Consider the following 24,564-nt stretch of genomic DNA (forward strand, 5'->3'; position numbering starts at 1 on the left):
CTTAAGCCGCTGGTGGGCTGTAATTAATTGCAATCACTGCATCTTCAATCGCATCAATGAGCGTATCCACCTGATCGTCATGATCATGGGTAAATGCCGCATTAAATGCTTCACACTCTTCAAAGAATTCACCGACCCAATGAGCATCTTTGGGCGCCAATACAAATCGGTCATCAGGCTTATCTTTGTAATTCGCTTCAAGATGGACCTGTACATCCATAAAACGGGATAACTTGTCCGTATTCCGCTGTACTGGAATCACAGCAACACCAGAGTAAGTACCGAGTGTTTGGATCAGTTGGGTACCAGATGCCTTGTCCTCTACTTTCATGTAGCGAATAGGCTTGGTGTGCCAGGTGTATTCTTTATGCTTATCCAGAAAGGCTTTCGCCTGACGGTTTAGCTCCGGTGCTTCCCATTTGCCACGTAAGAGGTCAAGCAAGTACAGCTTGCCATCTATCCCCATGCCTACAAGCAGGAATACAGAATAGTCATTGTGCTCTTTGGTTTTCTGCGCCGTATCAACAAGGACGGCGCGCCACTGTAATTCTGGATGCTCTTTATAGAATCCAAACCACTCGGACTTGATTAAGTCACCACCCAGTTTCTTAGGCTGCTGCATGTACTGACTTGAAAACGTATAACGGGAAACTGTCGCACCTTCTTTGTCCTTGCCGCCCTTTTCAAGCTGCAAAAGAGATTGAAGTGACTCCTTCTTTGGCCAGTAACTTTGACGGCCTTGCCCATCACGTTCAGTATCTTGCGGTACCAGCTTTTGAATATGCTCTGGCAAGGTTGCAATGTACTTATCGTCAATCAGGGCTGGAATAGAAATTTGAGTCCATTCACCAGGTAGATTTCCAGTCATGACAAAGTTAGTCGGATCCTCGGTATGCAGGCGCTGCATGATCATGATGATGGGCGTATCAGACTTAGCTTTACGTGAGTTCACCGTATTGAGTAGCTTACGATTTGCAGCATCTCGCTTGATCTTACTGAAAGCATCTTCAGGCTTTAACGGGTCATCAATGATGATACAGCCAGTAAAGCCATCATCTGCCAATGTCCCTGCTCGTCGTCCTGTTACCTGACCACCCATGGAGGCCACATATACGTGACCCACATCGTAATCTTCAACCGTAATTTTCCACTCTTTCTTGGAGTCAGTGCTGTTTGAGACAGTTAGATCCCACATCTGGCGATAGTCTTTCGACTTCACAATGTCACGCGCCGTATCCGATACGCCTTCTACCAGTGACTGAGAGAAAGATAAATACAGAAACCGTGACCGGGCATTTAGAGCTAAGCCGCGCGGGATCAGGTTAGTTGTTAGTTCGGTTTTGCCTGCTCCTGGTGGAACATTGATAACAACGTTTGCAATCTCACCTGCAATGACTTGATCGATAATCCAAGAGATATAAACGTGGTGCCAGTTCACTGTAAATTTAAAGCCCATACGAGGCTTGAAGAAACGCCGGGTGAAATATAAATGCTCATCTTCACACAGCTTCTTTTCAACCTGTGTTTGCAGATCCATTTAGTATTCCTCTTGGGCCTTCTTTACTGCAGCTTCAACCTGTGCTTGGGTAGCATGAACAACTGTTGTTTGAAGAGGTTCGCCGTCTTTACCAGTAATCTCTATTTTCTTTTCATAGTGACCTTTAACAATTTTTTGCATCTGATCAATTAATTTAATTGCTGAAACTACATTGCTTTTTTTATTCACCAATAGATCACTGAGAATTTTCAACTGAACAATATCGTTGGCACCTTCAATATTGTGAATTGGTTGATCAATGTATTCCTTACGCGCCTCATTAAATAGATCAATAAATTCCTGTGCTAAATCTGCACTAGCGGCTTTCGTTGGATCGTAATATTCCACCTGTTGAGGAGAGACATCTACATTAAATTTTTCCTTGATATCCCTCACTACATCAGAGATAGGCATAAACTGCGCAAGTGACCGAACAATAAAGATTTTTTCCGCTTTTTTAAGCCTTGCCATAAATCACCATCCATCAAGGAATATCAAGGAAAGTGGGCAAAAAAAATTAACCTATGACACAGTTCCCACAACACGCCGCCATACTTGCCTCTGATACAAACGGCGCATTTTTGGCAATTTCCAAAAGTCGCTTAACAGATTCGTCTGCACCCCATCGTTTAGTCTCACCAAAGAACACTTCAACGTCATGGCCAGCTAAATAATGCTTAGGTAAACCAGTCATATCGCTATAAATGATTTCGCCATCTTCATCACGCTCTACACCGATGTGATATAGCTCATGCTCAATCAGCCGACAAAACTCACGATCTGAGGCTTGCTCACAGAAAGCAGCATCCACAGTAATCAGATATTGAGGTACAAAGCCGAACCAATCCCGCATCTGTTGTTCCTGGCGTGCTTTCTTCCAGCCACCCACGTTAAACATGACCTTTTCACATTGCCCAAGCACCATACGTTTTTTCGCTACGGCGGCCGATGAAGCCCAGGCGAATGCAAGGAACTCTTCATTGTCATGGAGTAGTTCGGCAATATGATCATGATCGGGGTTATGTAGTTCACCACCTAAAGTAAGCCAATTTGTAATGACCCATTCTTTAAGCTCTGGTGCTGGTGCCAAGCGAATGGCTTCCTCTTGCTCAGCCTGATCAATCAGCTCCGTCGGCGGGAATGGTCTGAACTGTTCCATCTTCTAATCTCTCTAACTGGCTTCTAATCCAATTAATTGCATAACCTGATTCAATTTGATGAGGCTCAAGACGCACAAATGTATAACCTTGATCTTCAGCAAGATCATACTTATTAAATGAATTCGCTATCTTTTTCCCACCACGGCCAACCGACCATGAACTACCCACGATTTCTATAAGAAGATTCAATTTCACAATATAAAAATCAAAGCGCCAATTTTTGGTCGATTCAAATTGAAACTTGCGTCGATAACCAATTCGGTATTCTTCTAATTCTTGAAATAAGGTTTCTTCTGCTTCTAGATATTTTTCTTTAGCCTTAGGCAAAGGCTTGGTGCGTGATTTTGTTTTAATTGGGCGTTTTTTGGTTTTCCAGAAGTAGTCATCAACATCCATAAATTGCGCCCATTAAAAAAACCTCCCGAGGGAGGTTTATGTTACAACTGATTCCAATCTGATAGGTTTTCAACATATTCATTTAAATTGTAGGCACTTCTTATGTTATCAAGCATTTCACTTAACGCCTCATCAGCACTAATATTTGATAAGGTGCGATAACGCCCTTGATAAGCACAGCCCGCAGGCTTATAAGCTAAGCTTGCTGTATACCCACCAGTATTCATATCATCACCATAATAAATATAATAAGCATCCACCTTTAGAGGTGTTTCGCCAAACTGCTTTTTTTCAAATAACTCAATTCTTTTATAAGGCATTTTTTAAATATCACTATTAAAAAGGAGCTTGAGGTTAGCATTGGAATTCAGCTTAATTCAACCATGAAGCGCATCAAATTCACACCGAATACACGGCAGCTTTCTGATTGCCGCGAGTCTTTTGGGGTTGCGCTTCATAGAGATTGATTCTGATGTTTCTTGCCCGCTCTCGGTGGCGTTTAAGCTTTTCATCAACATTCACCATCTCTTTAGCAGTCATCATGCTGCGGGACAGACTGAGTAAAATATCAATCTGGTCGCAGTGTTCTTTTAATTCCCTTTGCGCAGATACTATGTCCATATTCACCGACCTTGACGCTTATACTTGCGTCTCTTTGCCTGACTTACACGATTAGGCTTTGATTTGTTTGATTGTGGCTCACCCCACAAGATTGAATCCCAATCACCACCACTTGAGCGTGAGTATTCCGCAAATGCCGTACCTAGCATTGCAGCAACAACCATTCGACCTAATCGCATATCTACCACCAATAAGAAAAGAAAACCCCTCAACATCTAGAATGCGAGGGGCTTTGATTGCCGTAATACGTTCGGCTAGTGTCACCGAAGTGACAAGGGTTACTTTTGTTGCTCGAGCTTAAGCTCATCATAACGGTCTAAACCAAAAGCCCAGTCAGCATTGCGATCATGCATTTCATGTGCCCAATTTTTTGGAATAAACATCATAAGTGGATGCACGATGCAATTATGAACAAAACATTTTAACCAATTTTTCATAAGGTACTCTCTGCCAATTATTCAACATTTTTCAAACAATCCCGACACACTTTGATTTCTTCATCATCAATCGTGTAATTGATCTCAGTTGCACCATGTAGGCCGAATAAACAGAATATAAATTGGAGCATACTTTTCTCCAGGCAAAAAAATACCCCCTTTGGGAAAAGGAGGCTGAAATTGGAAAGAAACTACAGCATAGAATCTATGGGCCATTCTACATGGGTTTGTTTTTTAACCACTGGCAAAATATTACATTTCACATAAATATCAATCAACAAAAAAGCCCACCTTTCGATGAGCCTAATTTAATTATTGGAATTCTAGATGTTTTTATACATCTCGCTTCCCAATAACTCTCTTGCGAATCTTCCTGCTAATTCTTCATTATAGATTTTCTGAGCTTTACTAAAATTCGAGTCATAGTCAGAGTTAAACATACCACTATCTCTATTAAGATACATATATAGTTCTATTTGCTTATTTCGACCAAGTTGCTGAACATAGTTGGGATCATATGCACCAGTAACCTGCATAGTTCTTAATTCTTCTATTTCATTCTGCGTGAGATGTCTTAATTCCATGTAATACACCTTAAGATTAAGCTTGGTCTCGGTTGAACCGTAATACGACCAGTATAGTAAAACTATACCTTGGTTTCCGGAATAATGGAATCCCTATACCTCAAATTCTTTATAGGTATTTTTTCTATAGTTTTTAATGGTTTTCGCCGCCTCATCAATTGCATTCTCAATAGCTAAAACCATGAGGTTCTCGTATGGCTTCCAAGTCTTGCGATAACACTCAGCATCCATTTGCCAACTACGCAAACCTGCATAATACAAACGACCTTGAGCTGTAAAATTGTTCTCAAGATCGGGGTTAAGAGAAAAGTCTATTACCATTCGCGCAATCATTGATGCCATCTCATCAATAGTTACTTTGGCTGGCTCTTTGCGTTTATCCAACTTGGCATTGGTAGACATGATGAGTGCAAGGTGTGACTGTACATGTCTATAATCCATCTCTGATTTACCCTCAAATACAATTAGTGCTGTAACTGATTTGGCAAGCTGTGTTTCCATGGATGCCACCGCACCAAGGCGGTCTTGATAATCTAACGGCTTCTCATTAGTCCCATGCACCACAGGCTCAAAGTTAGGTGACTTTGCTGTAGTGCCCCGAATCAACCATTCAAACTGTTCAAATTTTTCAACCATCGCATTCATCCCTATTCCCTCTCAAATCTCTCTAACGTCTATACCGTGTACTGTTTTCATCAAGTGTTTCTTATTACGGAAACTTGCTAACTTTCTGGTTGCTGCTGACTTCACATCCTCAACAATCTGCACCCCATCCTTCAGGTATGTGAAATCTGCAAAATATCGAAGTGCAGGCTTTGCTCTTTTCTCACCTGCAATCTTTACTTTGGGCGCCAATTCAAATTTGACCTGACACCGTAAATCTTGAATCTCACCTCTTTGCATTTGCGCTGTAAGTTCGATATAGCGCTTGTACTCCTTTTGGCTATCAAAGGTCATTCCGTCCTTTTCGATCTTCACAGCATTAAATTTGTTGCGTTTGGTGGCAGTCTTACGACCACCGCCATATTGTTTGTGATATTCAGCGAGTGAGATTGATGTCATTGGCACCCCACTTCTCGCAAAAGAACACCACTGGCTTATCCGTAAATTCAACCAATCCAAAGCGAAGTGAATGACGAAAAGTGTGCGAATCTCGAATCAGGGCATTTCGATAACCAGTTAAAACACCTCGCCAACCTTCAAGTGACATGGATGATTTGTTTAAGTTGCACGGAATGCATGCCGGGTTCATATTCTCAATTGTGTCCAAGTGCGGCTTATGCATTTCACCAGAGGTTTTAATTCCTCTTTTTTCACACTCAACCATCACCCGATCCACCGCCTCAATATGATCCGCATGCCATTTATCACTCAGATCACAACCACAATAAGCACAGTGCCCACCAAATTTATTTTTAAGTTGCTCACGTTGAGCTTTGGTTAATTTCATACTGCAGCCCCAAATAGCTGTTTTGTCTTTTCAGTGGCTACATACAGTCTTGTGCTGTGATTACATCTAAAAGCCAAGTAACCTGCCTGGACAAGTCCTCGCAGTTTCTGATTTAAAGAAGATCTGGTTTTGTCACATACATGTTCTTCTAGCTCTGCTGATGTGACTTCATGTTTTGAAAAAGCCACATACACCAGGATGTCTTTGATTTCTTCAAACCGCTGGATGGTGGGTGTGTTCATGCCGCCACCTGCTTCATCTTCGCCTTGAGAGCGGCACGTTGATTGCTAATCGCTTTAGCTTCCTTGCAGAACTCACAGCGGCATTTATGCTTGTTGTATGCGTAAACAGTGCCGTGATTGATTACAGGTGCATAAGCAAGGCCTTCTAATTCTTCGCACCAGTCGATAGTGTTTTTATCTCTCATTTCATATCTCCAATACGGCACATGAATACGATGTTCATTCCACCCCATGACGGACGATTAAAATTTTTAAGTTCTTTTCTTAAAGATGATTCAATACTTGCTCTGGTTTCAATTTTGTAAGGCATTGGGCTTTTGAAAATACGTCTCGCATCCTGATATGCCTCAACAATTACTACCTGCTTTTGACGGTCAATTGCCGTAACTTGAACATCTACGCTCACACCCCACCCCCTACACGCCGATCCATCCAATTGCACTCAACCACAGCCAATCCGTCATGCTGGAACCGGGACCATAGTCGATCACCCAAATCAGTCGCCAAATCATCCTTGGTCATATTTGAAATCAGCATGGTCGGCTTACCTGCGTCATAACGCGCATATAAAACCTTGTGAACCAGTTGCAGGCGGTTTTCATGGCGATCATGCAATCCATATTCATCCAGAATCAGAAGGTCATAATCGGTATAGCGCCAGATTGCGTTGGCTTCGTTGTCATCGGCTTTTTTCCAAGCGTTGGCAATCTCATTAGCCATATCTTCAGAAGTGACGTAGCGGGCGTATTTACGCGCCTCCAGAACGTTGCGAGCGACTGCGCATGCCAAATGGGTTTTTCCAGTACCAGTACGACCCACCATAATCAGATTGCGAGTGATGCCTTCCAGAAAGTCTTTAGTGAATTTCACACACTGAGCTTTAGCATGTTTCTGGCCGTCGTTAGTGGTGATGTATTCCTTAAAACCACTGTTTGCATGACGACCTGGTAACTTCGCGCCTTCAAAATGCTTTTCACGAACCATCTGATTGACAGAGGCTGCATGATCCTGATGGGCCTGATTTAAGATTTCAGATGCACACTGTTTGCAAATTGACTGGTTACCCAGTTGAACTTTTTGCATCTGGTGGCGGTCACAGTATTCAGAGCTGATCTGAATTTTTGAACCAAGTAGAGCTGCTGCATTCATACTAAGCCCTCCAAGTCGATGTCATCGGTTGCGGGTGCGTATTGTTGAACCTGGCCCCAGTTTTGATTTACGTTGCGGTTGTTTTGGGCGGGTGCTGCAGAGTGTGAATTTTGTTTTTGAGTGTATTTACGTTTGATCCACTTCACGAAGTTTGAATACATTTGGGTGTCTGTGATCAAGCCTGCGTTCAAACGTGGTTCGTAGTGAGCATTCACTTCAAGTAAAATCTGATTCACTAGTTCTTGGGTCATCGGAGTTTCACCTGATCTCTGTAACCAGGAATTCAGAGAATGTAAATCTGGTGTCCAGAGATTCAGAACCTGATCAACTGAATTTTCCTGCGCGTTTTTCTCTTTAAAGTTTTCTTTAAATATTTCTTTAAGTGTTTCTTTAATAGTGCCCCGTTCAACGGTACTGGTCCCGTCACCTTTCGCGGTACTAGTCCCGTCCCGTTTGGTGGCACTAGTCCCATCACCTTTAAGGGTACTACCCTCATTTGGTACTAGTCCCTTTTCGCGGTACTGGTCAGGAGTAAATAAATATTCATTCAAACAGCCTGTTGTTCTCTCGACTTTGATCAAGCCAAGCTCTTCCAGATCGCGAATACATGACATAACCGTATCGCGTTTTTTAATACCGCAATATTTTTGAAATTGAGTGATAGCAATTGGATGGGATGCACGGTCAAATCCAATGGTTTGACGCATGACAAACATTAAACACTTAAATGCCTTATCGTTCAGTTGAGCCATGATCTGACCATCAATTAAACCATTTGGCATCTTGGTGTAGCGCTCTTCTTTATTCGACATAGCTTTGCGCTCATTTTTTGGAAAATGAACTACTTGCCCTTGAGGTATTGGTGGTTCATGTGCTAGATTTGATTTCATATTTAAAATTCTCTCTAAGTATTTTGAATACAAAAAGCCTGATCTCGCAAATCAGGCTTTTTCTCGTTGTAGAGCTGATAAATACTTTGCGCACTCGCCTTTCATGGCCTTACGCAAAGACTGAATTTTGTGTTCGATTTCTTCCAGGATGCGATCCGTCTCATCCATTTCGGCAGGTGTCACTACGCCATCTTCTAAAGCAGATAAAACCTGCTTGTTTGCTGCACCATTTCCCACATTCATACCAAGCAGTGATTCAAGAACACCTAGTTCATGATCCTTGCCTTGAGCTTGATCTACCGGAACCAATACAAAACCTAATTTGTGCGCCCATACTTTTAATGGTGCTGGGTTTTGCGTATAGGTCAGCATTGCTTCAAATGCCTTTAGGCTCGGTAAATGGTTTTCCATGTTTGGATTGGCATAGTTCAAAATCGTGTTATGAGACACGCCAACAAGATCAGCTATCTCTTTTGGAGTAATGCCGTTCGACTGGTGCACCATCTTGTGCAATGCGGTTTTGGTCTCTTTCGATATATCCATGTGAACACCTTGTTTACTTTCACGTTTATTAAAAACACTAAGTTGTTGATAATTGGTTTAAGCGGTTAAGGCTTCCAAATTTGCCTTTAGCTTGCCCTGGGTGAGAACTTCAAAAGTTGCTTGCGTACGAGGTGGGATTCCATTTTTTTCCCACTTCCATAAAGTGACTTCTGAAAAGCCTGTTTTTTGGGATAATTCGCGTTTGGTCTTGCAGCCGTAATGGCTCATAAGATCACTGGGTTTCATTGCCTTCTCTACTTAACTGTAGTTAATAAACTAAAGTTATCACACCTTAACCACAGTTTCAACTTAATGTATTAACATTAGTTAAGATTATTTAGAATGGATTTGATCATGTCCTTCCACTTGCGCCTCCAAGAAAAATTAAAAGAAAAAGGCTATAAGCCTGCGGATTTAGCTAGAGCTGCTGAAGTTTCAGGTGTGGCTGCTGGAAAGTGGATTCACGGAGATAGTCAACCAAAAGCCGGAAAGCTAAAGCTTATAGCGAGGTTTCTCGATGTTAGTGATGATTGGCTTTTGACAGGCAGAGAAGCATCTCCACGGCTGGATAACAATGTGGATCTTTCTCAGAGAATACCTTTTGAAGGTCGTCCGGTTCCGGTCATCTCGTGGGTGGCTGCTGGCGCGTTTGATCCAATTCAGACTGTTTTAAAGGATGCGGAAATCGACGAATACCTGCCGCCAATCAAGGAATGTGGAAAAAATGGCTACGGCCTAGTAGTGACTGGCATTTCAATGTCTCCAAAGTTTGAGCCTGAAGATCGCATTTATGTAAATCCAGACTTCCAGGTTAGTGACCTAAAGACTGGGGATTTAGTTATTGTTTCCTGCACTGGAGATAACGAGGCCACCTTTAAACAGCTTATTATTGAAGGCACAACCAAGTACCTGAAACCATTAAATCCAAAGTGGGATGAGCAAATTATCAAGCTGACGGAAGATTGTCGATTGGTTGGTAAAGTTGTTGGTTTGTATAGAAAAATTTAAGAAATAAAAAAGCCGCTATATGCGGCTTGTAGCAAAAATACCCCATAAATAAAAAACTCTTGAAGAGGAAACTACAATGATCGCAACACTCAACAAATCTAAAACTGCGCTAACGATTAATCGTCAAGAGTTTAAGTTGGCATTAGGCAAAATTGGCACAGGAGTTGATAAACAAATAGCCTCGCTTAAAAAAGCCAAACAAAGCTATGACGCTGCTGAAATAGCACGTGAGGTCATTAGTGAAGCAAATATCTTTGAAGCGATTATAGAAGGCTTTAACGAAGCAGAAGAGACAAATCTAAAGTTGACTGACATAACCAATCTTGAAGTGGCACAAGGATGGATAGATGAGTTTTTAGAAAAGTATTCTGCGCTATAAACCCTAAATCATTTTTTGTTGATTGACGAAGGGAAATTGGGCCAAAAGATGGTTGCTAAAAAAGACTGATTGAAACTGAGGAAATAGCTAATAAATATAATGCAAAAGATTGAAATAAATTCACCCAAGATAAGTCATGTGTTTTACCAGCATCATCTACTGACAGTAATACTTAAGACTGGTGAAAGGTTCCTTTACCAGCTTCTTGAGCGCAGTACATTTACTAAATTTATAGATTCTGATGATAAGGACAGATTTTATAAAATGGAAATTGAAGCTAATAAAAAGTTTAAGCGTATTCAGCTTTTTATTTAGTTAAAATGGAGTTTGAGCACCACCCTCATATCATTTAAAAACAACTATTTAATATCAAAATTAAGTGATTTGAGCACCACCCCTATCAGTATAAATATGAAACAAAATGAGGAATTAAATGTCATTAATTAATCAAAGAAACTTAGGTCTTTTTTCAATCACTGAATCAAGAAATAATGATCTAGGCATGGGTGTTTTAAGCGATGGCACCCCTTATCTAACAAATAGGGGTTTAGCAAAATTATGCGGTGTTGACCCTTCAGTTACTTTACGTCTTTTGCAAAAATGGGATGATGAAAAAAACAGACCTCGCGGTAAAAAAATTTTAGAGCTATTAGCAGCTCAAGGATATGGTGAACAACATTTATATATTGAAGCGAATGGCATTCATGGACCATTCTTAGCGATATCTGATGCTGTCTGCATGGCTATGCTTGAGTATTATGCTTTTGAAGCCGGGCAAACTAATGCTGAAATCGCTAAAACAAACTTTCGTATTTTAGCTAGATCATCCTTCAAGCTATATGTATACGAGCAGTGCAACTATAATCCAAATCAAAAAATTGATGACTCTTGGCAAATGTTTCATGAGAGACTTCTTTTAAATGACAACATACCAATTAATTATTTTTCAATCTTCAAAGAATTATCTGCTGTAATTGTAAACATGATTCGTGAGGGATGTAAGATCGATGATACGACCATACCAGATATTAGTGTTGGGCAAATATGGTCACGATATTGGACTCAAAATAGCTTAGATAAAACTTATGGGGAAAGATTTAAATTTCCACATACTTATCCTGATACTTTTAGACAGTCTTCAGGTGGACAATATGATGCATGGGTTTACCCTGTAGATGCTTTAGGGGTTTTTCGCAGATGGTTATATGAAGCATACTTTATGGATAAATTTCCAAAATATCTCAATACTAAAGTTACTAGCGGTGCCATTGTTGCACAAGATGCATCAAGATTAATTGATGCGCTGCAGAAACCATCATTAACCACCTCACAGCCGCATAACAATACTAATGAAGATTAAATAAAAGGCCCTAACACAACGCTAGCGCCTTTCGCCGACTGGGATTCCCCGGTCAATGTATAAATTATAGAACATTAATAACAGTTAATTGAAGCCGCATACCCGAGCGGCTCTTGGATCGGGTGGAGAGAATAATGGCCTACTATTCTGTAACTTACGATTTAATAAAATCTAAGGATTACAATAAAATGTACGAAGGCATAAAGGCTGTTTCCAATGATATTTGGGCTAGGCCCACAAGATCACAATGGATAATCGTGACAAATAAAACTGCGGCTCAAGTTCGTGACTTCCTTAAAAACTATATGGATTCTGATGATGTTTTATTTGTTATTGAAGTTGATAAAAATTCTTGGGCCTCTTGGAATGTTGGTAAAAAAATTACTGATTGGCTGAACTCGTAGCGCTATTATCACCAACATTTCCCAAACGATTGCAGTAATCATTTCTATCTTTGATTGCTGGATAATCCACTCTTGATTTGCTTTTACTGCAACGTCCTCCAGGAGTTTGATTGAGCCTTCATATAGGCTAATGCGTGTTCCAGCAGGAATGATGCCACGTTCTAATTCTTGATTCTTATTCACAACAAACTCCAAACAACCCACCCTAGCGGTGGGTTTCCTTTTATAAAATTCTCTATATAATTCAAAGTCCAAAAACAATAAAACTAGACTATGAAAACAATAACTTTAACCGCCCTACTCTTATCCTTAGCTTTCACTGGTTGTGAGAAGCAACCAGATGAAGATATAGATCCAATCACAACCACTACAGCTTTTGAGAACTCAGATAATATTCTTAGCAAATATCTGGAAAAGTTAGATTCAGAGTTCACTACTCAAGATGTGCGGGTAAAAATCTTATGCAGAGACTATCCGCGTGAGTATGAAAAGAACTATATGCCTAACTTGTTGAAACTCTCACCAGGTGAATACTCTGAAGCTGTGCTTCTAACTGATATGGATCTAGTTCTGGATCACTACAAGGCTGCCCACAACATTCAGTGCTAGATGTTTTCTTGTTATGTAAGCAAAATGTAAGTTTTAATTCTAAAACTAAATTATTACCACTAGTATAGATAGATATATGATTTATATAGAAAAGGTAAATTAAATGAAATATGTTTTAGGTGTGGCTTTGTTGGCTCTGGCAATGACTGGATGTGCTTCAAATCAAAAAAATGAGGTCTTACAAGAAAAAGCCATGAATACCACTTCAACTGACACTCATGTCATTAATTTTTCTGGTCCGAATGGTTTGCTGATTCTTCTAAAGTCATCAGATAACTTTGAAACGGCGGAAATGACAGATAATTTGGGGAAAGTATATCGTCTTAAACGTACTATATCAGGAAGCGGTATTCGTTTAGCTAATGATGATGGAATTGTAATTCACTTCAAAGCTGGTGAAGGTATGGTCGAGTTTGTGAAAGACCAGCCTATCAGTATCGTTGAATATAAAAAATAAGCTTCACGCTTTAGAACAACCCATCCCTGTGATGGGTTTTCTTTTGTCTATTAAAACATGGTTAATAAAAAAAGTTAACTTTTCTTTAACTAAGGTTAATTTTATTGTTGACTATTTTATTAACTACAGTTAATCTTTTCATCACAAACAAAGAAAAGCCCCAGCGTGCTGCGAACCACCTGAGGCATGACCCACAACCTAACCTGTGAGTGAAATTATTATGAACACAAAACTAACTCCACACAATAGCTTTAAGGTAACTCTGTTTACTGCTGCCTTAACAGTAAGCGCTTTAGCAGTCGCTTTTCATGCGGACTTAAATGTTGGACAACCTGCTCCAGCGCAAAACATTCAGTCTGAATACGGCATTATTTCACTAAAAATGCATGACCAAAGCCGTGGTGAAGCAATTCTTAATCTGGATGGATTCCGTTTAAATATCTCTTCATTTGAAGTTCAGGCTTATCCAGATAGCTACGGCGTACCTGGTTCAGAGTTTACTGCAGTCGAAGTAACAGAGCTGGGTGAAATCAATGTATTTGATGCCAATGGTAATCCATATAAAGACTTCACTGATCATCAGGATCACCGCGAAATCAATTCAATGATCACTAGCTACATCATGAAGCATCGCCTAGTGGAGGTGCAGTCATGATTTTAAATTCTGCTGATCAAATCTTTGAGGCGCTTTTGAATGGTCAATCAGTCTACTGGTGTGAATGCGGCTCTGATGACTGGTCTCCTCTAAATGATCGAACTCAAATTAATTTTGTAGATCTTTACACTGGTTTCCTGCAATTCAAAGCAGATGAGCTACCTATAGTTCCAATGCCGATTGAGTTCAACTCAACTCATCGCTACTTCTCTGAATACATCAAGACCTTCGAAGGACTTGAAATATATCGAGTGGGTAAAACGCGTGTGAGCTATTTCGCTCTACGCATCAAAAGCTCTGGAACTATTGCTGACTATTTCTGTAATACGCAGATCTACTCCATTCAACCCAATGACTCATTGAAGAAGATGGATAAATCTCTTACTTCGCAATGGGTTCTGGATGGATTGGAAAATGCGCGTGTTGCTATGCGCAAGAACAAGCGTCATCAAGCTTTAGAAAGTACGGGCTTCTTTGCATCTGAAGACTATAAAAACTTTAAACGTAATAACCGTTCTGCAGGAGTACGTTGAGATGGCGATTAATATTATTCCAGCGAATCAAGCGCTGCTAGTTCAGGCAATTATTGTTTACCTGTATGCAGATCCAGGCTTGGGTAAAACATCTATCGGCTTTACTGGTGATAAAGCTATTTCATTCGACTTTGACAAGGGTTCTCACCGTACTGGCGAACTTCGTCGCGGTGCTGTAGTTCAGGCTCACCAGTGGTCTGATGTTGCAAACCTCACAATGGCCGATCTTGAACCGTACAACACTATTGTAATCGATACCGTTGGGGCAATGCTTGAAAGTATCAAAACACATTTAATGCTGAATGCGACCAACAAACAAAAAGATGGATCGTTAAAGCTTAAAGCCCAGGGCTTGGCCAACAACATCTTTAAGCAGTACGTGAATACGCTGATCGCTTCAGGAAAAGATGTGGTGTTTATTGCCCATGCTTCTGAAGATCAAAGCGGTGACCAGGTAATTTATCGTCCTGATCTGGGTGGTAAAAACCGAAATGAGCTTTACCGCATTGCTGACATCATGGGCTATTTGACCACAGTCACCACTGGTGAAGGTAAGAATGCCCGGGTAATTAGCTTTAAGCCTTGCCCTACTCATCATGCTAAAAATGCGGGTGGTTTAGGTGGTGATACTGGTGAAGTATGGGTGCCGGATCTAAAGACCAGTCCTACATTTCTGGCCGATCTCATCAAACAGGCTAAGGACCATATCAACACCCTGACGCCTGATCAATTGGCCGCAATCAAGGCTCAAGAAGATTTAGAAAACTGGGTACAAAGCTGTGGTGAGGCCCAGTATGCGAGTGATCTAAATCAGCTCACTCAGTCTCTTGAAGACACTCATCTGTATTACAAGAATATGCGTGCTGAATTAGTCCGTCGTGCCCTAGAAATGAAATGCACATTTGATAAACAGCGCAATGCCTGGGTAGATCCACCAGAGTTCAATGGTATTTCTGATGAGCAGCTGGCCGATCTGCAGGATTTCATCGACACATGTGGTCTTGATGCGAAAACAGTATGTGAACATTTAGGGCTTGATGCTCTCAACCAGATAGAAGCTTCAAAATTTGAAGCCGTAAAAAATGAAATAGAACAAGTAGCGAAGGGAGCAATGACAGCATGAAAATTTTAAATAGCAAAGAAGCCTTTGAAGCAATGATGGCTGGCCGAAATATCATGTGTCGCGCTGCTGGTGAGTTAATGGATTTTGATGACCTGTCTCAGTTCCCTGCCACGATTTTCGCTATGCCAGGCTATGAGTTCTGCATCAAGGTTGAAACCATGGAGCTGGCAGGTATTACTTTTGCTAAGCCTCTAACGCTTGAAGATGTTGTAGAAGATCAGGAAATCTTTATTGTTCATCCTGATCACGTTTCCCGGGTTAAATACAGTAAACAGAATGGGGAATATTTTGCTTGTGTGCGTAATGGTTTTGCTCAAGCAGATAATAAAAATGCAGTGTTACAACTAGAGGCAATGGGTAAGCTGTTTGGTCGAGTCATTTGTTATTCACCAACAATCGATAATACAGGTAAAGCCAAAAAGAAACGCTCAACTAAAGCCAAGGAAGATACCGAGCAGGTTGGCATACCAGCTGGTCCAGGTAATTCCATACCAAATATTGAGAAGCAGCCTGAGCTAGAAGTGATTCAACCTGTTGAGGCTATAGCACAAGAAAACACATTTGGAAGTCAGTCTAATATTCAAATTACCGAGCAAGGTCCGATTGCTATATCAGAAGACGGCTTGATCGATGAACTGATTGAAACCAACCCAGTAAAGCTTGTTGAGAAGTTCACAGCACAAATTGACCAGTTTACCAATGCTGAGGACGTTCTTTCATTCCGTCACGTATTTCTGGCCAATGGACACCTGGATCAAAAAGATCAACAGCACTTGTGCAAGCTTACTGAAGACAAATTACTTGAACTAGATCCTGAGCAATACACACCCAAGGTGGAACCAGTTGTAGATGAAGTTATTGAAGTCATACAGCCAAGCTTGATTGATGAAATAAATCAACAAGCCACCAAAGTTGTTCGGGACAAGATATCTAAAGACGCGATGTCAGGTAGTGGTCAATCAAGCTATCCGATCGACATGCTTTACACCCAAAAGAAAAAGATACTGATCAATCGAATCTATGACATGGATTCAGTTGAAACTCTAGAACGATTAGCACCAGCAATACCTGCAGCTAAATTACTTCCAGCTGATCATCAGGAGCTACTCAGTATTTATGCTCAGCGCAAAGATGCCTTGATCCAAGCTGCTGAAACTGGGGAGGCTTCATGAGTTATTCCTACTCTTCTATGACCCGAGTGCTGCTTGTGCAGCACAAAGGTCGGGTTAGAACTTACCGCAACATCAACCTATTCGGTATTGATGATTGCCTTCGAAATTTTGCGAACACCTGGGGGTATAGATGATCTTCAGAATTAAAAAGAAGCATGAAGCCGGTTTCAAATTGTGGTTGGAAAAATTGGGTTATACCAAAAATGAACTTGCGGATGGCAGCTCGACATTTAGCGGCAAAGGCACACGCAAGACATTGAGCTATGTGTTTTTAAAAAATGATTTAACAGGCAATGCAGCATGCCAAGTGCTATTTGATGAATATGAAGAGCACCTGGATAACCCTGATTATTTAGATGTGAAGGTGGCGTGATGGATATTCAAAAGGAAAAAGAAGCATTTATTAACGTTTATGTGAATTACAAAGATGATTCTCGAAAAATCCAATTCAATGAAGAAACAGAACAGTTTATGTGGCGCAAAAACAATGTTAGCGACACAGAGGTTGAGTATGTTCACCTTATGAACCAGCGGTGGTACGCGTGGTTGGCTTGTGCAAAAAGTAAAGCCCAAGCGGTGCCTGACTTAAGTGAGCTGCAAGAAAGGATTGCAGGACATCAGTATTACCATGATGAGCATAGTCACATGGTTGTGGATATGGATGATGTGGTTAAGGAGATCAGCGGATTTGATAGTTGGAAAGCTCAAGCGGTGCCGGAGTGGAAAGATTATGAATTAGAAAAACCTAATGATGGTCAAAAATGCTTAGTGATCTTTGAAAGCAAGGATTGTGAGGATGCTCAGCGCTGGATGTGCATAGACGAATTTAATGAAGGTATGTTTGATTTCATAGCCAATTGGGAAGATCAGTGTGCAAGTGTGGCATTGCCTGCTGGTTCTATTATTTCAAAAGTACGTGCGGTTTGTTGGGCTACAACAAATCTAAGTAATGCCCCGCTCTCTTTTGATCGGTTTTATGAAGCACAGGAGCCAAGCCAATGACTGAAATTCAATTAACCAAACTTCAATTGGCTAACTATGTTTGTGATGAGCTGCATAAAGAAATGCCATTTGATCTGATTTTTAATCAGGACGAATTCGTGCCATTTATGGAAATCATTGATGCTTCAAACCTTAATGTTGGATTTTCAGTTAAGAATATCGGTGACAAGATTCATGTCGGTGTAACAAAGGGAAATTCAAACGGTATATATCAAGCACTGAGCAGCTACATCGCAAAGCATCAAAAACCGGAAAACTGTATTGATCAATTTATTGCTAGTGGTGAATTTGATAAGGCTTTTAAGGATGTGTTTGGCCTGTCTGATAGTGCTGTGAAAAGTTTGGGAGAGGTAAGTTAATGGGAGCACTTAAGTACACCATTACAGTTGAAGCCGATGTTGAGCCTCAACTTTATCTTGGACAGAGCATCTTTGGTGGGAAAATTGTTCAACTTAAGATGGAGGATTTGCCCGCTTTGGTTCCAGTGTCGTGGTTGGTTGAAAAATATGGATTAACCAAAACCACAATCATCAAAAAGCTTGAGGGCTATAACCAAGGAACTGAAGGTAAGCATCTTTATGAAACCAAGGTGGCCATGATGATACTATCAAAGCCACAAAGAAATAAACGCGGAGCAAAACGGGTCAATTAGACCCGTTCAGCATCTCACTGATTTCGCTTGCTGTGGGATTATAATAAGTGTTAATCAAAATACCAGCAGTCTTGTGACCGGTAATTTTCATTAGAATCTCAATTGGCACCTTTCTTAATTTAACTAATCTGGTAATACCTTCATGTCGGGTATCATGGAAATGCAGCTCCTTAATATTTGCTTTTTTCACCCTTTTGCTAAACGTATTTTGAAAAGTGCTGCTACTTATCTCAATTAGCTTGTCGGATCCATTGTCTGGAATTAATTTTAATAACTCTTTCGCACTATCCATTAACGGCACATCACGCGAATGGCCATTCTTTGTGTCAGGCAGGTGGATATAGTCCTTATGGATATTCGACCTTTTAATAGATAGTATCTCCCCTTGCCGCATAGTTGTTTCAATGGCGAAAAGAAAAGCCCAAGCGATAAAATGTTGTATCTCGGTTGGAATCTGCCCTCTCTCATAATTATGAGCTTCTAGCACCAAATTAATTTCAGCATTGCTTATGCGTCGATTTCTTGATTTTGGCTGAGATGGTTTGCTAACCATGGAGAACGGATTGCTTTCAATAAGGAAAAGCTCTTTCTGGGCATAAGTGAAGATAGCTGAAAACAAAGATATATCACGAAGCACAGTACCAACACTCACACTTTTTAGTCTTGAGTTGCGCCAGTCAGTTAGAATTTGTGGGGTAATGTCGTGCACTGACATTTCCGAGATAACAGGATAGGTATCAAGAAACTGCTTGATTGAGATTCTAATGGTTCGGCTAGATTTCTTATGCCTTCCAATTTCCTCATAGTACTTATGCATTAATGCGGAAAATGGATAGTGTTGTTTGACTTCGCTCTGATTTTTATTTTGCTCAGTTTTCAATTCTAGAATTTTGAGCATGGCCCATTGCTCACACTCTTTTTCAGTATCTCGTGTAGCACTGATGCGCTTGCCATTAAACATCAGTTCAATGCGGTATGACTCTCCACGTTTCCTTGCTTTTGGTAGTTTCATTTCTGGCGTAATCTTGGCGTAAATAGTCTTTCATCTTAACTTATTTTTTGTCCAAAGCGTCCAATATGTTCAATTAGAATGGATTTAAGAAGAAGTTTTTAAGGTGGATCATGTTATTCAGTTTTATTTAATTTGTTGTTTTATATAGCCTTATTAAACAGCCCCATAGAATATTATTATAATTCAGCTATTTGGGATAGCACTTAACCATGGGGCTTTTTAATGCTTAAATTTTTTGAAATAATATTCATAGATTTTTGAAAAAATTCAGCAACTTAACCAAAGATGCTCAATATAAACTGAATCACCACTGCATTCACAATATCCACAAAGAAAGCACCTGTTAAAGGGATGATCAGGAAAGCTTTATGTGAAGGTCCATAAGTATTGGTAACTGCCTGAATATTGGCAATTGCTGTTGGAGTGGCACCCAGATTGACCCCACATTGTCCCGCGCACAATACTGCAGCATCATAACTTTTACCCATCACCCTAAATGTCACAAAGTATAGATAAAGTGCAAGAACAAAGGCTTGTACAATCAATATAATTACCAATGCTCCAGCCAAATCTGCCAGTAACCATAACTGCAATGACATCAATGCCATAGCTAAAAATAAAGACAATGAGGCATTTCCAAAAACATCAATACACCGGTCAAATATTTCAATTTTGAGTACATGTTCCAGAAAGTTCCGTAAAATCACTCCACACATCAAGGCCCATACAAAAGACGGAAGTTCGAACCACTGTCCTTTAGCCGCTATTGTCATGAAATAGGCAAAACTGATACAGATCGCAAACATGCCTAGCGTTTTTACTGCATCATCTGCTGTGATCAGTCGAGTTTTTTCCGGGTATTCAAAAGGCGCCGTTTCAGATGAAGGTGGGGCTTCATTTCGCCCTGAACTTGGTGCTAATTCTTCTGCCAGCTGATGACGACGAATCAGAAACTTGGCCACTGGCCCACCCATCATACCGCCGATGACTAAACCAAAAGTTGCACTGGCCATACCTAAAACTACAGCACCCTGAATACCATAATCCCTTTCAAAAACCATACCCCATGCACCGGCCGTACCATGACCTCCGGTTAGGGTGACTGAACCTGTAATCAAACCAATCAGGGGATCTAGGCCCAAGACCTTGGCCAGGCTGATTCCGACGACATTCTGCACAAAAACAAAAGCCACGACACAACCTAAAAATAGAAAAAGAGCCTTACCTCCCTCTTTCAGCTTTACCAAACTGGCACTGAGACCTACAGAGGTAAAGAACATCAGCATAAATATTTGCTGAATGTTGGCATCAAAATTTACTGTAATATTAAAATTTTTAAATAAAATATAAGTAATTACTGCAGCGACAAGCCCTCCGGCAACAGGCTCAGGAATATTATATTGTTTTAGAATTCTGATTTTATTTACTACCAAAAATCCGACCATCAAAACAAAAACAGCGATGATAATGGTCAGAAAGGCATCCATTTCATAATTCATATTCAGTCCAGCAATAAATTTATCCTCTAGTATGTAGTTTTCCGCAATTTTACACAGTGAATCAATCAGATAAGTGTTATATATCTTACTGTTTTTGTTAAACCTTTAATGAAATTAAAATATTCCAAAATTTTGAAATATATCAAATTATAAGTTTTCTTAGCTTTAATTTAAAAAAATTCCAACACACATCTTTTTTCAATTAACCAGCGATCGAAGAGATACCTTACCCATATATTCTAAGGTACTTATTTTTTTAGAAATCTATATATTATCTCGATTTATTATAAAAACTCATAATAAAATATAAAATCTAGAATGTGCAATTAGATAAATCCACTAAAACCACCAACCTTCTCTGCCTTTTCCATTTTGATATATTCAACATATAAGAAAAACGGTATAAAATTTATACCCCCAACATCTATATTAATATTTTATTAATAAGAATTTTATAATTTTGCACAAAAATAGTATTATTAAATTTAAAATCCATCAATAAAAATATAACCAGCATGACTGAACTAGCTTAAGATTATTTATTCAATCAAGCTCATAATTTAAAAAAAACATTTAAATTCAATTTACTAACAGTTAACTCTAATAAAAATCTTAAAACCTTCTAAACAATTATTTTAAAACAAATAAACCCTCATCAATATCATTTTTATTATAATAGAGGGTTATATAAAATAATTTTATCATTCTTTAATTGTGTTTTTAGAGATAAACAACAGGGATTAAAACTATCTATAATATTAAACATTCTTCTATTTAAAAAAAATTTCTATCCATTAAGCGCAAATCAACTCCACCATTATTAATTTATATTTAAAATATATTTTACATAAAAAGTTTAATAAATTTTATTGAGACCACCTTAAAGCCCCTGCTCTTTTTATGGAGAATATGTTACCAGCGCTAGACTTCAATATCAATTGTGATCATTATGATCAAATAATAATTATTATTATGTGTGGGAGTAAGGCGTGATGGGATTTAAATTAATACCAACATTAGTTTCCGTGGCTATCACATTGATTATCTGGCTTCTTATTCCTATACCACAAGGCGTTACCGCGAACGCCTGGTTGCTGTTCGCCATGTTCATAGGTGTGATTGCTGCCATTATCGGTAAAGCGATGCCGATCGGTGCCATTTCAATTATTGCAATTACTCTCGTTGCAGTTACACGCGTGACATCAGATAACCCCGCTGATGCGATTAAAGATGCGCTAAGTGGCTTTGCTCTTCCACTGATTTGGTTGATTGGTATATCCATCATGATCTCGAAAGGATTACAAAAAACAGGTTTGGGAGCTCGGCTAGGTTATTATTTTATTGCGGTGTGGGGCAAAAGAACGATAGGTATTGGTTATAGTATGGCCCTATCAGAATTAATTCTTGCTCCAGTCACGCCAAGTAATACTGCGCGTGGCGGTGGGATCATTCACCCGATCGTCCGCTCCATTGCTACAAGTTTTGACTCCGATCCGGCAAAAGGTACGGAAGGTAAAATCGGCAAATACTTAGCTTTGGTGAATTATCATTCCAATCCCATTACGTCTGCAATGTTTATCACTGCGACTGCACCAAACCCTTTAATCGTTCAACTTATTGCAGATGCAACCGACATGCAAATTAGTCTGAGTTGGACTACATGGGCATTGGCCATGGTTTTACCCGGGATTGTGGCGCTTGCTGTAATGCCACTTGTACTTTATTTCATGTATCCACCCGAAATTAAAAAGACACCGGATGCTGCGCAGTTTGCCAAAGATCGTTTAAGAGAAATGGGGCCCATCAGCAGAGATGAAATGATAATGCTGTTTGTCTTCGGCGTTTTATTAGTACTCTGGGCAGGGATTCCAGCCATGATTCTGGGTGATATATGGTCATTAGACCCAACTACCACCGCTTTTATTGGATTATCACTTTTGCTTCTCACCGGTGTTCTAACTTGGGAAGATGTTTTGACACATAAGAGCGCCTGGGACACTATTACATGGTTCGCAGCCTTGGTCATGATGGCAACCTTTCTCAATAAGCTGGGACTAATCGCATGGTTTTCCAGCGCCTTACAAGCAAGCATTGAGCAAATGGGATTGAGTTGGGTTCCTGCATCCATGTTTTTATTATTGTCTTATATGTATGCCCATTATATTTTTGCCAGTACAACTGCCCATATTACCGCAATGTTTTCAGCATTTTACATAGCTGGTATTGCAGTAGGTGCTCCCCCAATGTATTTTGCTTTAATGATGGCCGCCGCCTCAAGTATCATGATGACACTTACCCATTACGCAACCGGGACCTCACCTATTATTTACGGTTCAGGTTATACAACGCTCGGTGAGTGGTGGAAAGCCGGTTTTGTCATGAGTGTAATCAATATGCTTATATTTATAGTATTAGGCGGAATTTGGTGGAAAATACTTGGGTATTGGTAAATTCAAAAGATTATGGACTATTTATGAAAATCTGGTGAAAGTCGCAGTCAGGAAACCCAAATACGATATAGTCTTCTGATGTATATAAAATAGCCCCTTAACCTTGGGGCTTTTTAATATCTGAAATTTATAAAAATAACGGTTTAATCAGCTTTCAATGTCATAGACCCAATTACGAGCTTGTTTGTCTGTGATGATTTCACAAACATAGTAGTCATGATTCCATGAATCGGGATGGAAAATTTCCTTTTTGGTATAGGTTACGTTTTTACCTTTTTCGACACAGACAAAGCTGTCACCTTGGTCTTTGACTTGGGTTCCATTGAGGAAACCGCCGATACAGAGGAAGCGGGATTGTTTGGGCATTTAATTATTTCAAGAAACAAATGACAAACCAGATTATGTATGAAATATTTTCATAATCTAGCAATAAAATCACTAATTGAGTATTTTCGATAACACTTTCTTCCCATCAGACGATAGCTCAAATAGTTTCCCTTCATTATTCAAGTCTTTGAGCAAACCTTTTCTTGTCAAAGACGTTATTGCATCCATAACTCTATAATAACTTGGCGAATTATCATTTTCGTTAAATTGTTCGCCATTAAGTAAAAGAACATGTTACCCATTTATTCTTTTCTTTTGAACGTAATGATCTTTACTTTTACTCAACTCATTTACCAAATTAAATTCATTGTCCGTCAGATCAGCTAAACTCTTATTCTCAACATTCTCCTTAGTATGAACCAATTGATTTCGCTCTTGCCGTAATTTGTCAATTTCCATCTTCAATTTATTGCGTGTTTCTTCGTCAGCAATTTGATCAATATCAACATCTCGTTTAGCCTGATCAATTAATTCTTCTTCTTTATTTGCTAATTCTATTGCCCTTTCCTTTTCTAATTTATTTTTTTCAGTTATATACCTATGTTCTCTAACTAATTCTTGCGAATTTAATTTTTCATAAGCTAATCTAGACACCGATCCAAATAAAACCTTTAACTAAGGTGTTAATAAAGTAATAGCAAGAGCAACTAAAATTGGATATAAAAATAAATTTGTAAAAGAAGTATTTAAGTCAAAAATATCTAATCGTGCTTCTGCCGTTCCATTTGTGAAGCATAATAAAAACAAAGCTCGCCAATTAAATGCTACAAAAGATATTAGAAAAAATCCCCAATATGGCTCTTTAACACGCGTATTAATTGCATCTAATAAGTCTTTCATTTTTTTATTCTCT

At 39.6% G+C, this 24,564-nt stretch carries 40 protein-coding genes; 15 read left to right on the forward strand and 25 right to left on the reverse strand.

The window, feature by feature from the left end; all coding sequences use genetic code 11:
- Position 1: 1 nt before the first annotated feature.
- The 19 genes from terL to VXQ92_RS04440 form a co-directional block, all read right to left on the reverse strand.
- Entirely contained in the window at positions 2-1,537 is a 1,536-nt protein-coding gene (gene terL, locus VXQ92_RS04350) for a phage terminase large subunit (protein WP_416680574.1), read from the reverse strand.
- A complete protein-coding gene (locus VXQ92_RS04355; RefSeq protein ID WP_416680575.1) occupies positions 1,538-2,008 on the reverse strand; it encodes a DUF2280 domain-containing protein in 471 nt (156 codons plus the stop codon).
- 46 nt (positions 2,009-2,054) lie between these two features.
- Positions 2,055-2,696, reverse strand: coding sequence for a putative metallopeptidase (locus VXQ92_RS04360; RefSeq protein WP_416680577.1), 642 nt, complete (start codon positions 2,694-2,696; stop codon positions 2,055-2,057).
- On the reverse strand, positions 2,656-3,093 hold the full coding sequence (locus VXQ92_RS04365) for a hypothetical protein (protein ID WP_416680578.1): 438 nt from the start codon (positions 3,091-3,093) through the stop codon (positions 2,656-2,658). The genes VXQ92_RS04360 and VXQ92_RS04365 overlap by 41 nt, the downstream gene beginning before the upstream one ends.
- 41 nt (positions 3,094-3,134) lie before the next feature.
- Positions 3,135-3,413 (reverse strand): hypothetical protein, encoded by a 279-nt coding sequence (locus tag VXQ92_RS04370; protein ID WP_416680580.1) that lies wholly within the window; start codon positions 3,411-3,413, stop codon positions 3,135-3,137.
- 79 nt (positions 3,414-3,492) lie between these two features.
- Positions 3,493-3,714, reverse strand: a complete 222-nt coding sequence (locus tag VXQ92_RS04375) for a hypothetical protein (protein WP_416680581.1) — start codon at positions 3,712-3,714, stop codon at positions 3,493-3,495.
- Positions 3,715-3,716: 2 nt separating this feature from the next.
- Positions 3,717-3,893 carry a hypothetical protein gene (locus VXQ92_RS04380; protein WP_416656324.1) on the reverse strand — a complete coding sequence of 59 codons (177 nt, stop codon included), beginning with the start codon at positions 3,891-3,893 and terminating at the stop codon, positions 3,717-3,719.
- 99 nt (positions 3,894-3,992) lie between these two features.
- Positions 3,993-4,151: a hypothetical protein gene (locus tag VXQ92_RS04385; protein WP_416680582.1), complete on the reverse strand. Its 159-nt coding sequence runs from the start codon at positions 4,149-4,151 to the stop codon at positions 3,993-3,995.
- Positions 4,152-4,474: 323 nt separating this feature from the next.
- Complete coding sequence (locus tag VXQ92_RS04390) at positions 4,475-4,735, reverse strand: hypothetical protein (protein WP_416680583.1); 261 nt, start codon at positions 4,733-4,735, stop codon at positions 4,475-4,477.
- A 93-nt stretch (positions 4,736-4,828) separates the two neighbouring features.
- Positions 4,829-5,380, reverse strand: coding sequence for a hypothetical protein (locus tag VXQ92_RS04395; protein ID WP_416680584.1), 552 nt, complete (start codon positions 5,378-5,380; stop codon positions 4,829-4,831).
- Positions 5,381-5,392: 12 nt separating this feature from the next.
- Complete coding sequence (locus VXQ92_RS04400) at positions 5,393-5,797, reverse strand: DUF1064 domain-containing protein (RefSeq protein WP_313582571.1); 405 nt, start codon at positions 5,795-5,797, stop codon at positions 5,393-5,395.
- Positions 5,775-6,185: an HNH endonuclease gene (locus VXQ92_RS04405; protein ID WP_416680585.1), complete on the reverse strand. Its 411-nt coding sequence runs from the start codon at positions 6,183-6,185 to the stop codon at positions 5,775-5,777. Before VXQ92_RS04405 ends, VXQ92_RS04400 begins: the two co-directional genes overlap by 23 nt.
- Positions 6,182-6,427 carry a hypothetical protein gene (locus VXQ92_RS04410; RefSeq protein WP_416680587.1) on the reverse strand — a complete coding sequence of 82 codons (246 nt, stop codon included), beginning with the start codon at positions 6,425-6,427 and terminating at the stop codon, positions 6,182-6,184. The genes VXQ92_RS04405 and VXQ92_RS04410 overlap by 4 nt, the downstream gene beginning before the upstream one ends.
- Complete coding sequence (locus VXQ92_RS04415; protein WP_416680589.1) at positions 6,424-6,612, reverse strand: hypothetical protein; 189 nt, start codon at positions 6,610-6,612, stop codon at positions 6,424-6,426. The genes VXQ92_RS04410 and VXQ92_RS04415 overlap by 4 nt, the downstream gene beginning before the upstream one ends.
- Positions 6,609-6,833, reverse strand: a complete 225-nt coding sequence (locus VXQ92_RS04420) for a hypothetical protein (RefSeq protein WP_416680590.1) — start codon at positions 6,831-6,833, stop codon at positions 6,609-6,611. The genes VXQ92_RS04415 and VXQ92_RS04420 overlap by 4 nt, the downstream gene beginning before the upstream one ends.
- A complete protein-coding gene (locus VXQ92_RS04425) occupies positions 6,830-7,576 on the reverse strand; it encodes an ATP-binding protein (RefSeq protein ID WP_005262240.1) in 747 nt (248 codons plus the stop codon). Before VXQ92_RS04425 ends, VXQ92_RS04420 begins: the two co-directional genes overlap by 4 nt.
- Positions 7,573-8,466 (reverse strand): replication protein, encoded by an 894-nt coding sequence (locus VXQ92_RS04430; RefSeq protein WP_416680591.1) that lies wholly within the window; start codon positions 8,464-8,466, stop codon positions 7,573-7,575. Before VXQ92_RS04430 ends, VXQ92_RS04425 begins: the two co-directional genes overlap by 4 nt.
- 51 nt (positions 8,467-8,517) lie before the next feature.
- A complete protein-coding gene (locus VXQ92_RS04435; RefSeq protein ID WP_278364532.1) occupies positions 8,518-9,009 on the reverse strand; it encodes a phage regulatory CII family protein in 492 nt (163 codons plus the stop codon).
- 57 nt (positions 9,010-9,066) lie between these two features.
- Positions 9,067-9,255: a hypothetical protein gene (locus VXQ92_RS04440; RefSeq protein ID WP_160361934.1), complete on the reverse strand. Its 189-nt coding sequence runs from the start codon at positions 9,253-9,255 to the stop codon at positions 9,067-9,069.
- 108 nt (positions 9,256-9,363) lie between these two features.
- Between VXQ92_RS04440 and VXQ92_RS04445 the strand changes: the two genes are divergently transcribed.
- From VXQ92_RS04445 to VXQ92_RS04460, 4 genes are all read left to right on the forward strand, one after another.
- Positions 9,364-10,017, forward strand: a complete 654-nt coding sequence (locus tag VXQ92_RS04445; RefSeq protein WP_279665350.1) for a LexA family protein — start codon at positions 9,364-9,366, stop codon at positions 10,015-10,017.
- Positions 10,018-10,093: 76 nt separating this feature from the next.
- On the forward strand, positions 10,094-10,396 hold the full coding sequence (locus VXQ92_RS04450) for a hypothetical protein (protein WP_180075164.1): 303 nt from the start codon (positions 10,094-10,096) through the stop codon (positions 10,394-10,396).
- A 99-nt stretch (positions 10,397-10,495) separates the two neighbouring features.
- Positions 10,496-10,711, forward strand: coding sequence for a hypothetical protein (locus VXQ92_RS04455; RefSeq protein WP_416680592.1), 216 nt, complete (start codon positions 10,496-10,498; stop codon positions 10,709-10,711).
- A gap of 118 nt (positions 10,712-10,829) precedes the next feature.
- The gene (locus tag VXQ92_RS04460; RefSeq protein ID WP_416680593.1) at positions 10,830-11,756 is read left to right on the forward strand and encodes a hypothetical protein; all 927 of its coding nucleotides are present in this window, start codon (positions 10,830-10,832) and stop codon (positions 11,754-11,756) included.
- A 323-nt stretch (positions 11,757-12,079) separates the two neighbouring features.
- Here VXQ92_RS04460 and VXQ92_RS04465 read toward each other — a convergent pair whose 3' ends face one another.
- Positions 12,080-12,343: a hypothetical protein gene (locus tag VXQ92_RS04465; RefSeq protein WP_416680594.1), complete on the reverse strand. Its 264-nt coding sequence runs from the start codon at positions 12,341-12,343 to the stop codon at positions 12,080-12,082.
- 90 nt (positions 12,344-12,433) lie between these two features.
- On the opposite strand from VXQ92_RS04465, the gene VXQ92_RS04470 reads away from it, so the two are divergent.
- The 10 genes from VXQ92_RS04470 (at position 12,434) to VXQ92_RS04515 (ending at position 18,363) form a co-directional block, all read left to right on the forward strand.
- On the forward strand, positions 12,434-12,769 hold the full coding sequence (locus VXQ92_RS04470) for a hypothetical protein (protein ID WP_416680595.1): 336 nt from the start codon (positions 12,434-12,436) through the stop codon (positions 12,767-12,769).
- Between the two features lie 103 nt (positions 12,770-12,872).
- Positions 12,873-13,226, forward strand: coding sequence for a hypothetical protein (locus tag VXQ92_RS04475; protein ID WP_416680596.1), 354 nt, complete (start codon positions 12,873-12,875; stop codon positions 13,224-13,226).
- Positions 13,227-13,446: 220 nt separating this feature from the next.
- Positions 13,447-13,881 (forward strand): hypothetical protein, encoded by a 435-nt coding sequence (locus tag VXQ92_RS04480; RefSeq protein WP_416680598.1) that lies wholly within the window; start codon positions 13,447-13,449, stop codon positions 13,879-13,881.
- Positions 13,878-14,414, forward strand: coding sequence for a hypothetical protein (locus VXQ92_RS04485; protein WP_416680599.1), 537 nt, complete (start codon positions 13,878-13,880; stop codon positions 14,412-14,414). Before VXQ92_RS04480 ends, VXQ92_RS04485 begins: the two co-directional genes overlap by 4 nt.
- Before the next feature lies 1 nt (position 14,415).
- The gene (locus VXQ92_RS04490) at positions 14,416-15,537 is read left to right on the forward strand and encodes an ATP-binding protein (protein ID WP_005266744.1); all 1,122 of its coding nucleotides are present in this window, start codon (positions 14,416-14,418) and stop codon (positions 15,535-15,537) included.
- A complete protein-coding gene (locus tag VXQ92_RS04495) occupies positions 15,534-16,709 on the forward strand; it encodes a hypothetical protein (protein ID WP_416680601.1) in 1,176 nt (391 codons plus the stop codon). Before VXQ92_RS04490 ends, VXQ92_RS04495 begins: the two co-directional genes overlap by 4 nt.
- Positions 16,710-16,839: 130 nt before the next feature.
- A complete protein-coding gene (locus VXQ92_RS04500; RefSeq protein ID WP_416680602.1) occupies positions 16,840-17,082 on the forward strand; it encodes a hypothetical protein in 243 nt (80 codons plus the stop codon).
- On the forward strand, positions 17,082-17,711 hold the full coding sequence (locus tag VXQ92_RS04505) for a hypothetical protein (RefSeq protein ID WP_416680603.1): 630 nt from the start codon (positions 17,082-17,084) through the stop codon (positions 17,709-17,711). Before VXQ92_RS04500 ends, VXQ92_RS04505 begins: the two co-directional genes overlap by 1 nt.
- Positions 17,708-18,070 carry a hypothetical protein gene (locus VXQ92_RS04510; protein WP_416680604.1) on the forward strand — a complete coding sequence of 121 codons (363 nt, stop codon included), beginning with the start codon at positions 17,708-17,710 and terminating at the stop codon, positions 18,068-18,070. The genes VXQ92_RS04505 and VXQ92_RS04510 overlap by 4 nt, the downstream gene beginning before the upstream one ends.
- Positions 18,070-18,363: a hypothetical protein gene (locus VXQ92_RS04515; protein WP_184413194.1), complete on the forward strand. Its 294-nt coding sequence runs from the start codon at positions 18,070-18,072 to the stop codon at positions 18,361-18,363. Before VXQ92_RS04510 ends, VXQ92_RS04515 begins: the two co-directional genes overlap by 1 nt.
- Here the strand turns inward: VXQ92_RS04515 and VXQ92_RS04520 are convergent.
- Both VXQ92_RS04520 and gltS read right to left on the reverse strand, forming a co-directional pair.
- Complete coding sequence (locus VXQ92_RS04520; RefSeq protein WP_416680605.1) at positions 18,356-19,375, reverse strand: tyrosine-type recombinase/integrase; 1,020 nt, start codon at positions 19,373-19,375, stop codon at positions 18,356-18,358. The genes VXQ92_RS04515 and VXQ92_RS04520 overlap by 8 nt on opposite strands.
- A gap of 275 nt (positions 19,376-19,650) precedes the next feature.
- Entirely contained in the window at positions 19,651-20,874 is a 1,224-nt protein-coding gene (gltS, locus tag VXQ92_RS04525) for a sodium/glutamate symporter (RefSeq protein WP_064095285.1), read from the reverse strand.
- Between the two features lie 992 nt (positions 20,875-21,866).
- Here gltS and VXQ92_RS04530 point away from each other — a divergent pair.
- Positions 21,867-23,324, forward strand: a complete 1,458-nt coding sequence (locus VXQ92_RS04530) for a DASS family sodium-coupled anion symporter (RefSeq protein ID WP_416680606.1) — start codon at positions 21,867-21,869, stop codon at positions 23,322-23,324.
- 147 nt (positions 23,325-23,471) lie between these two features.
- On the opposite strand, the gene VXQ92_RS04535 is transcribed toward VXQ92_RS04530, so the two are convergent.
- From VXQ92_RS04535 to VXQ92_RS04545, 3 genes are all read right to left on the reverse strand, one after another.
- A complete protein-coding gene (locus VXQ92_RS04535) occupies positions 23,472-23,690 on the reverse strand; it encodes a hypothetical protein (RefSeq protein ID WP_416680607.1) in 219 nt (72 codons plus the stop codon).
- A gap of 255 nt (positions 23,691-23,945) precedes the next feature.
- A complete protein-coding gene (locus VXQ92_RS04540; RefSeq protein ID WP_416680608.1) occupies positions 23,946-24,305 on the reverse strand; it encodes a hypothetical protein in 360 nt (119 codons plus the stop codon).
- Positions 24,306-24,326: 21 nt separating this feature from the next.
- Positions 24,327-24,551 carry a hypothetical protein gene (locus VXQ92_RS04545; RefSeq protein ID WP_416680609.1) on the reverse strand — a complete coding sequence of 75 codons (225 nt, stop codon included), beginning with the start codon at positions 24,549-24,551 and terminating at the stop codon, positions 24,327-24,329.
- Between the last annotated feature and the right edge of the window lie 13 nt (positions 24,552-24,564).

Source organism: Acinetobacter sp. 228 (genome assembly GCF_048147885.1).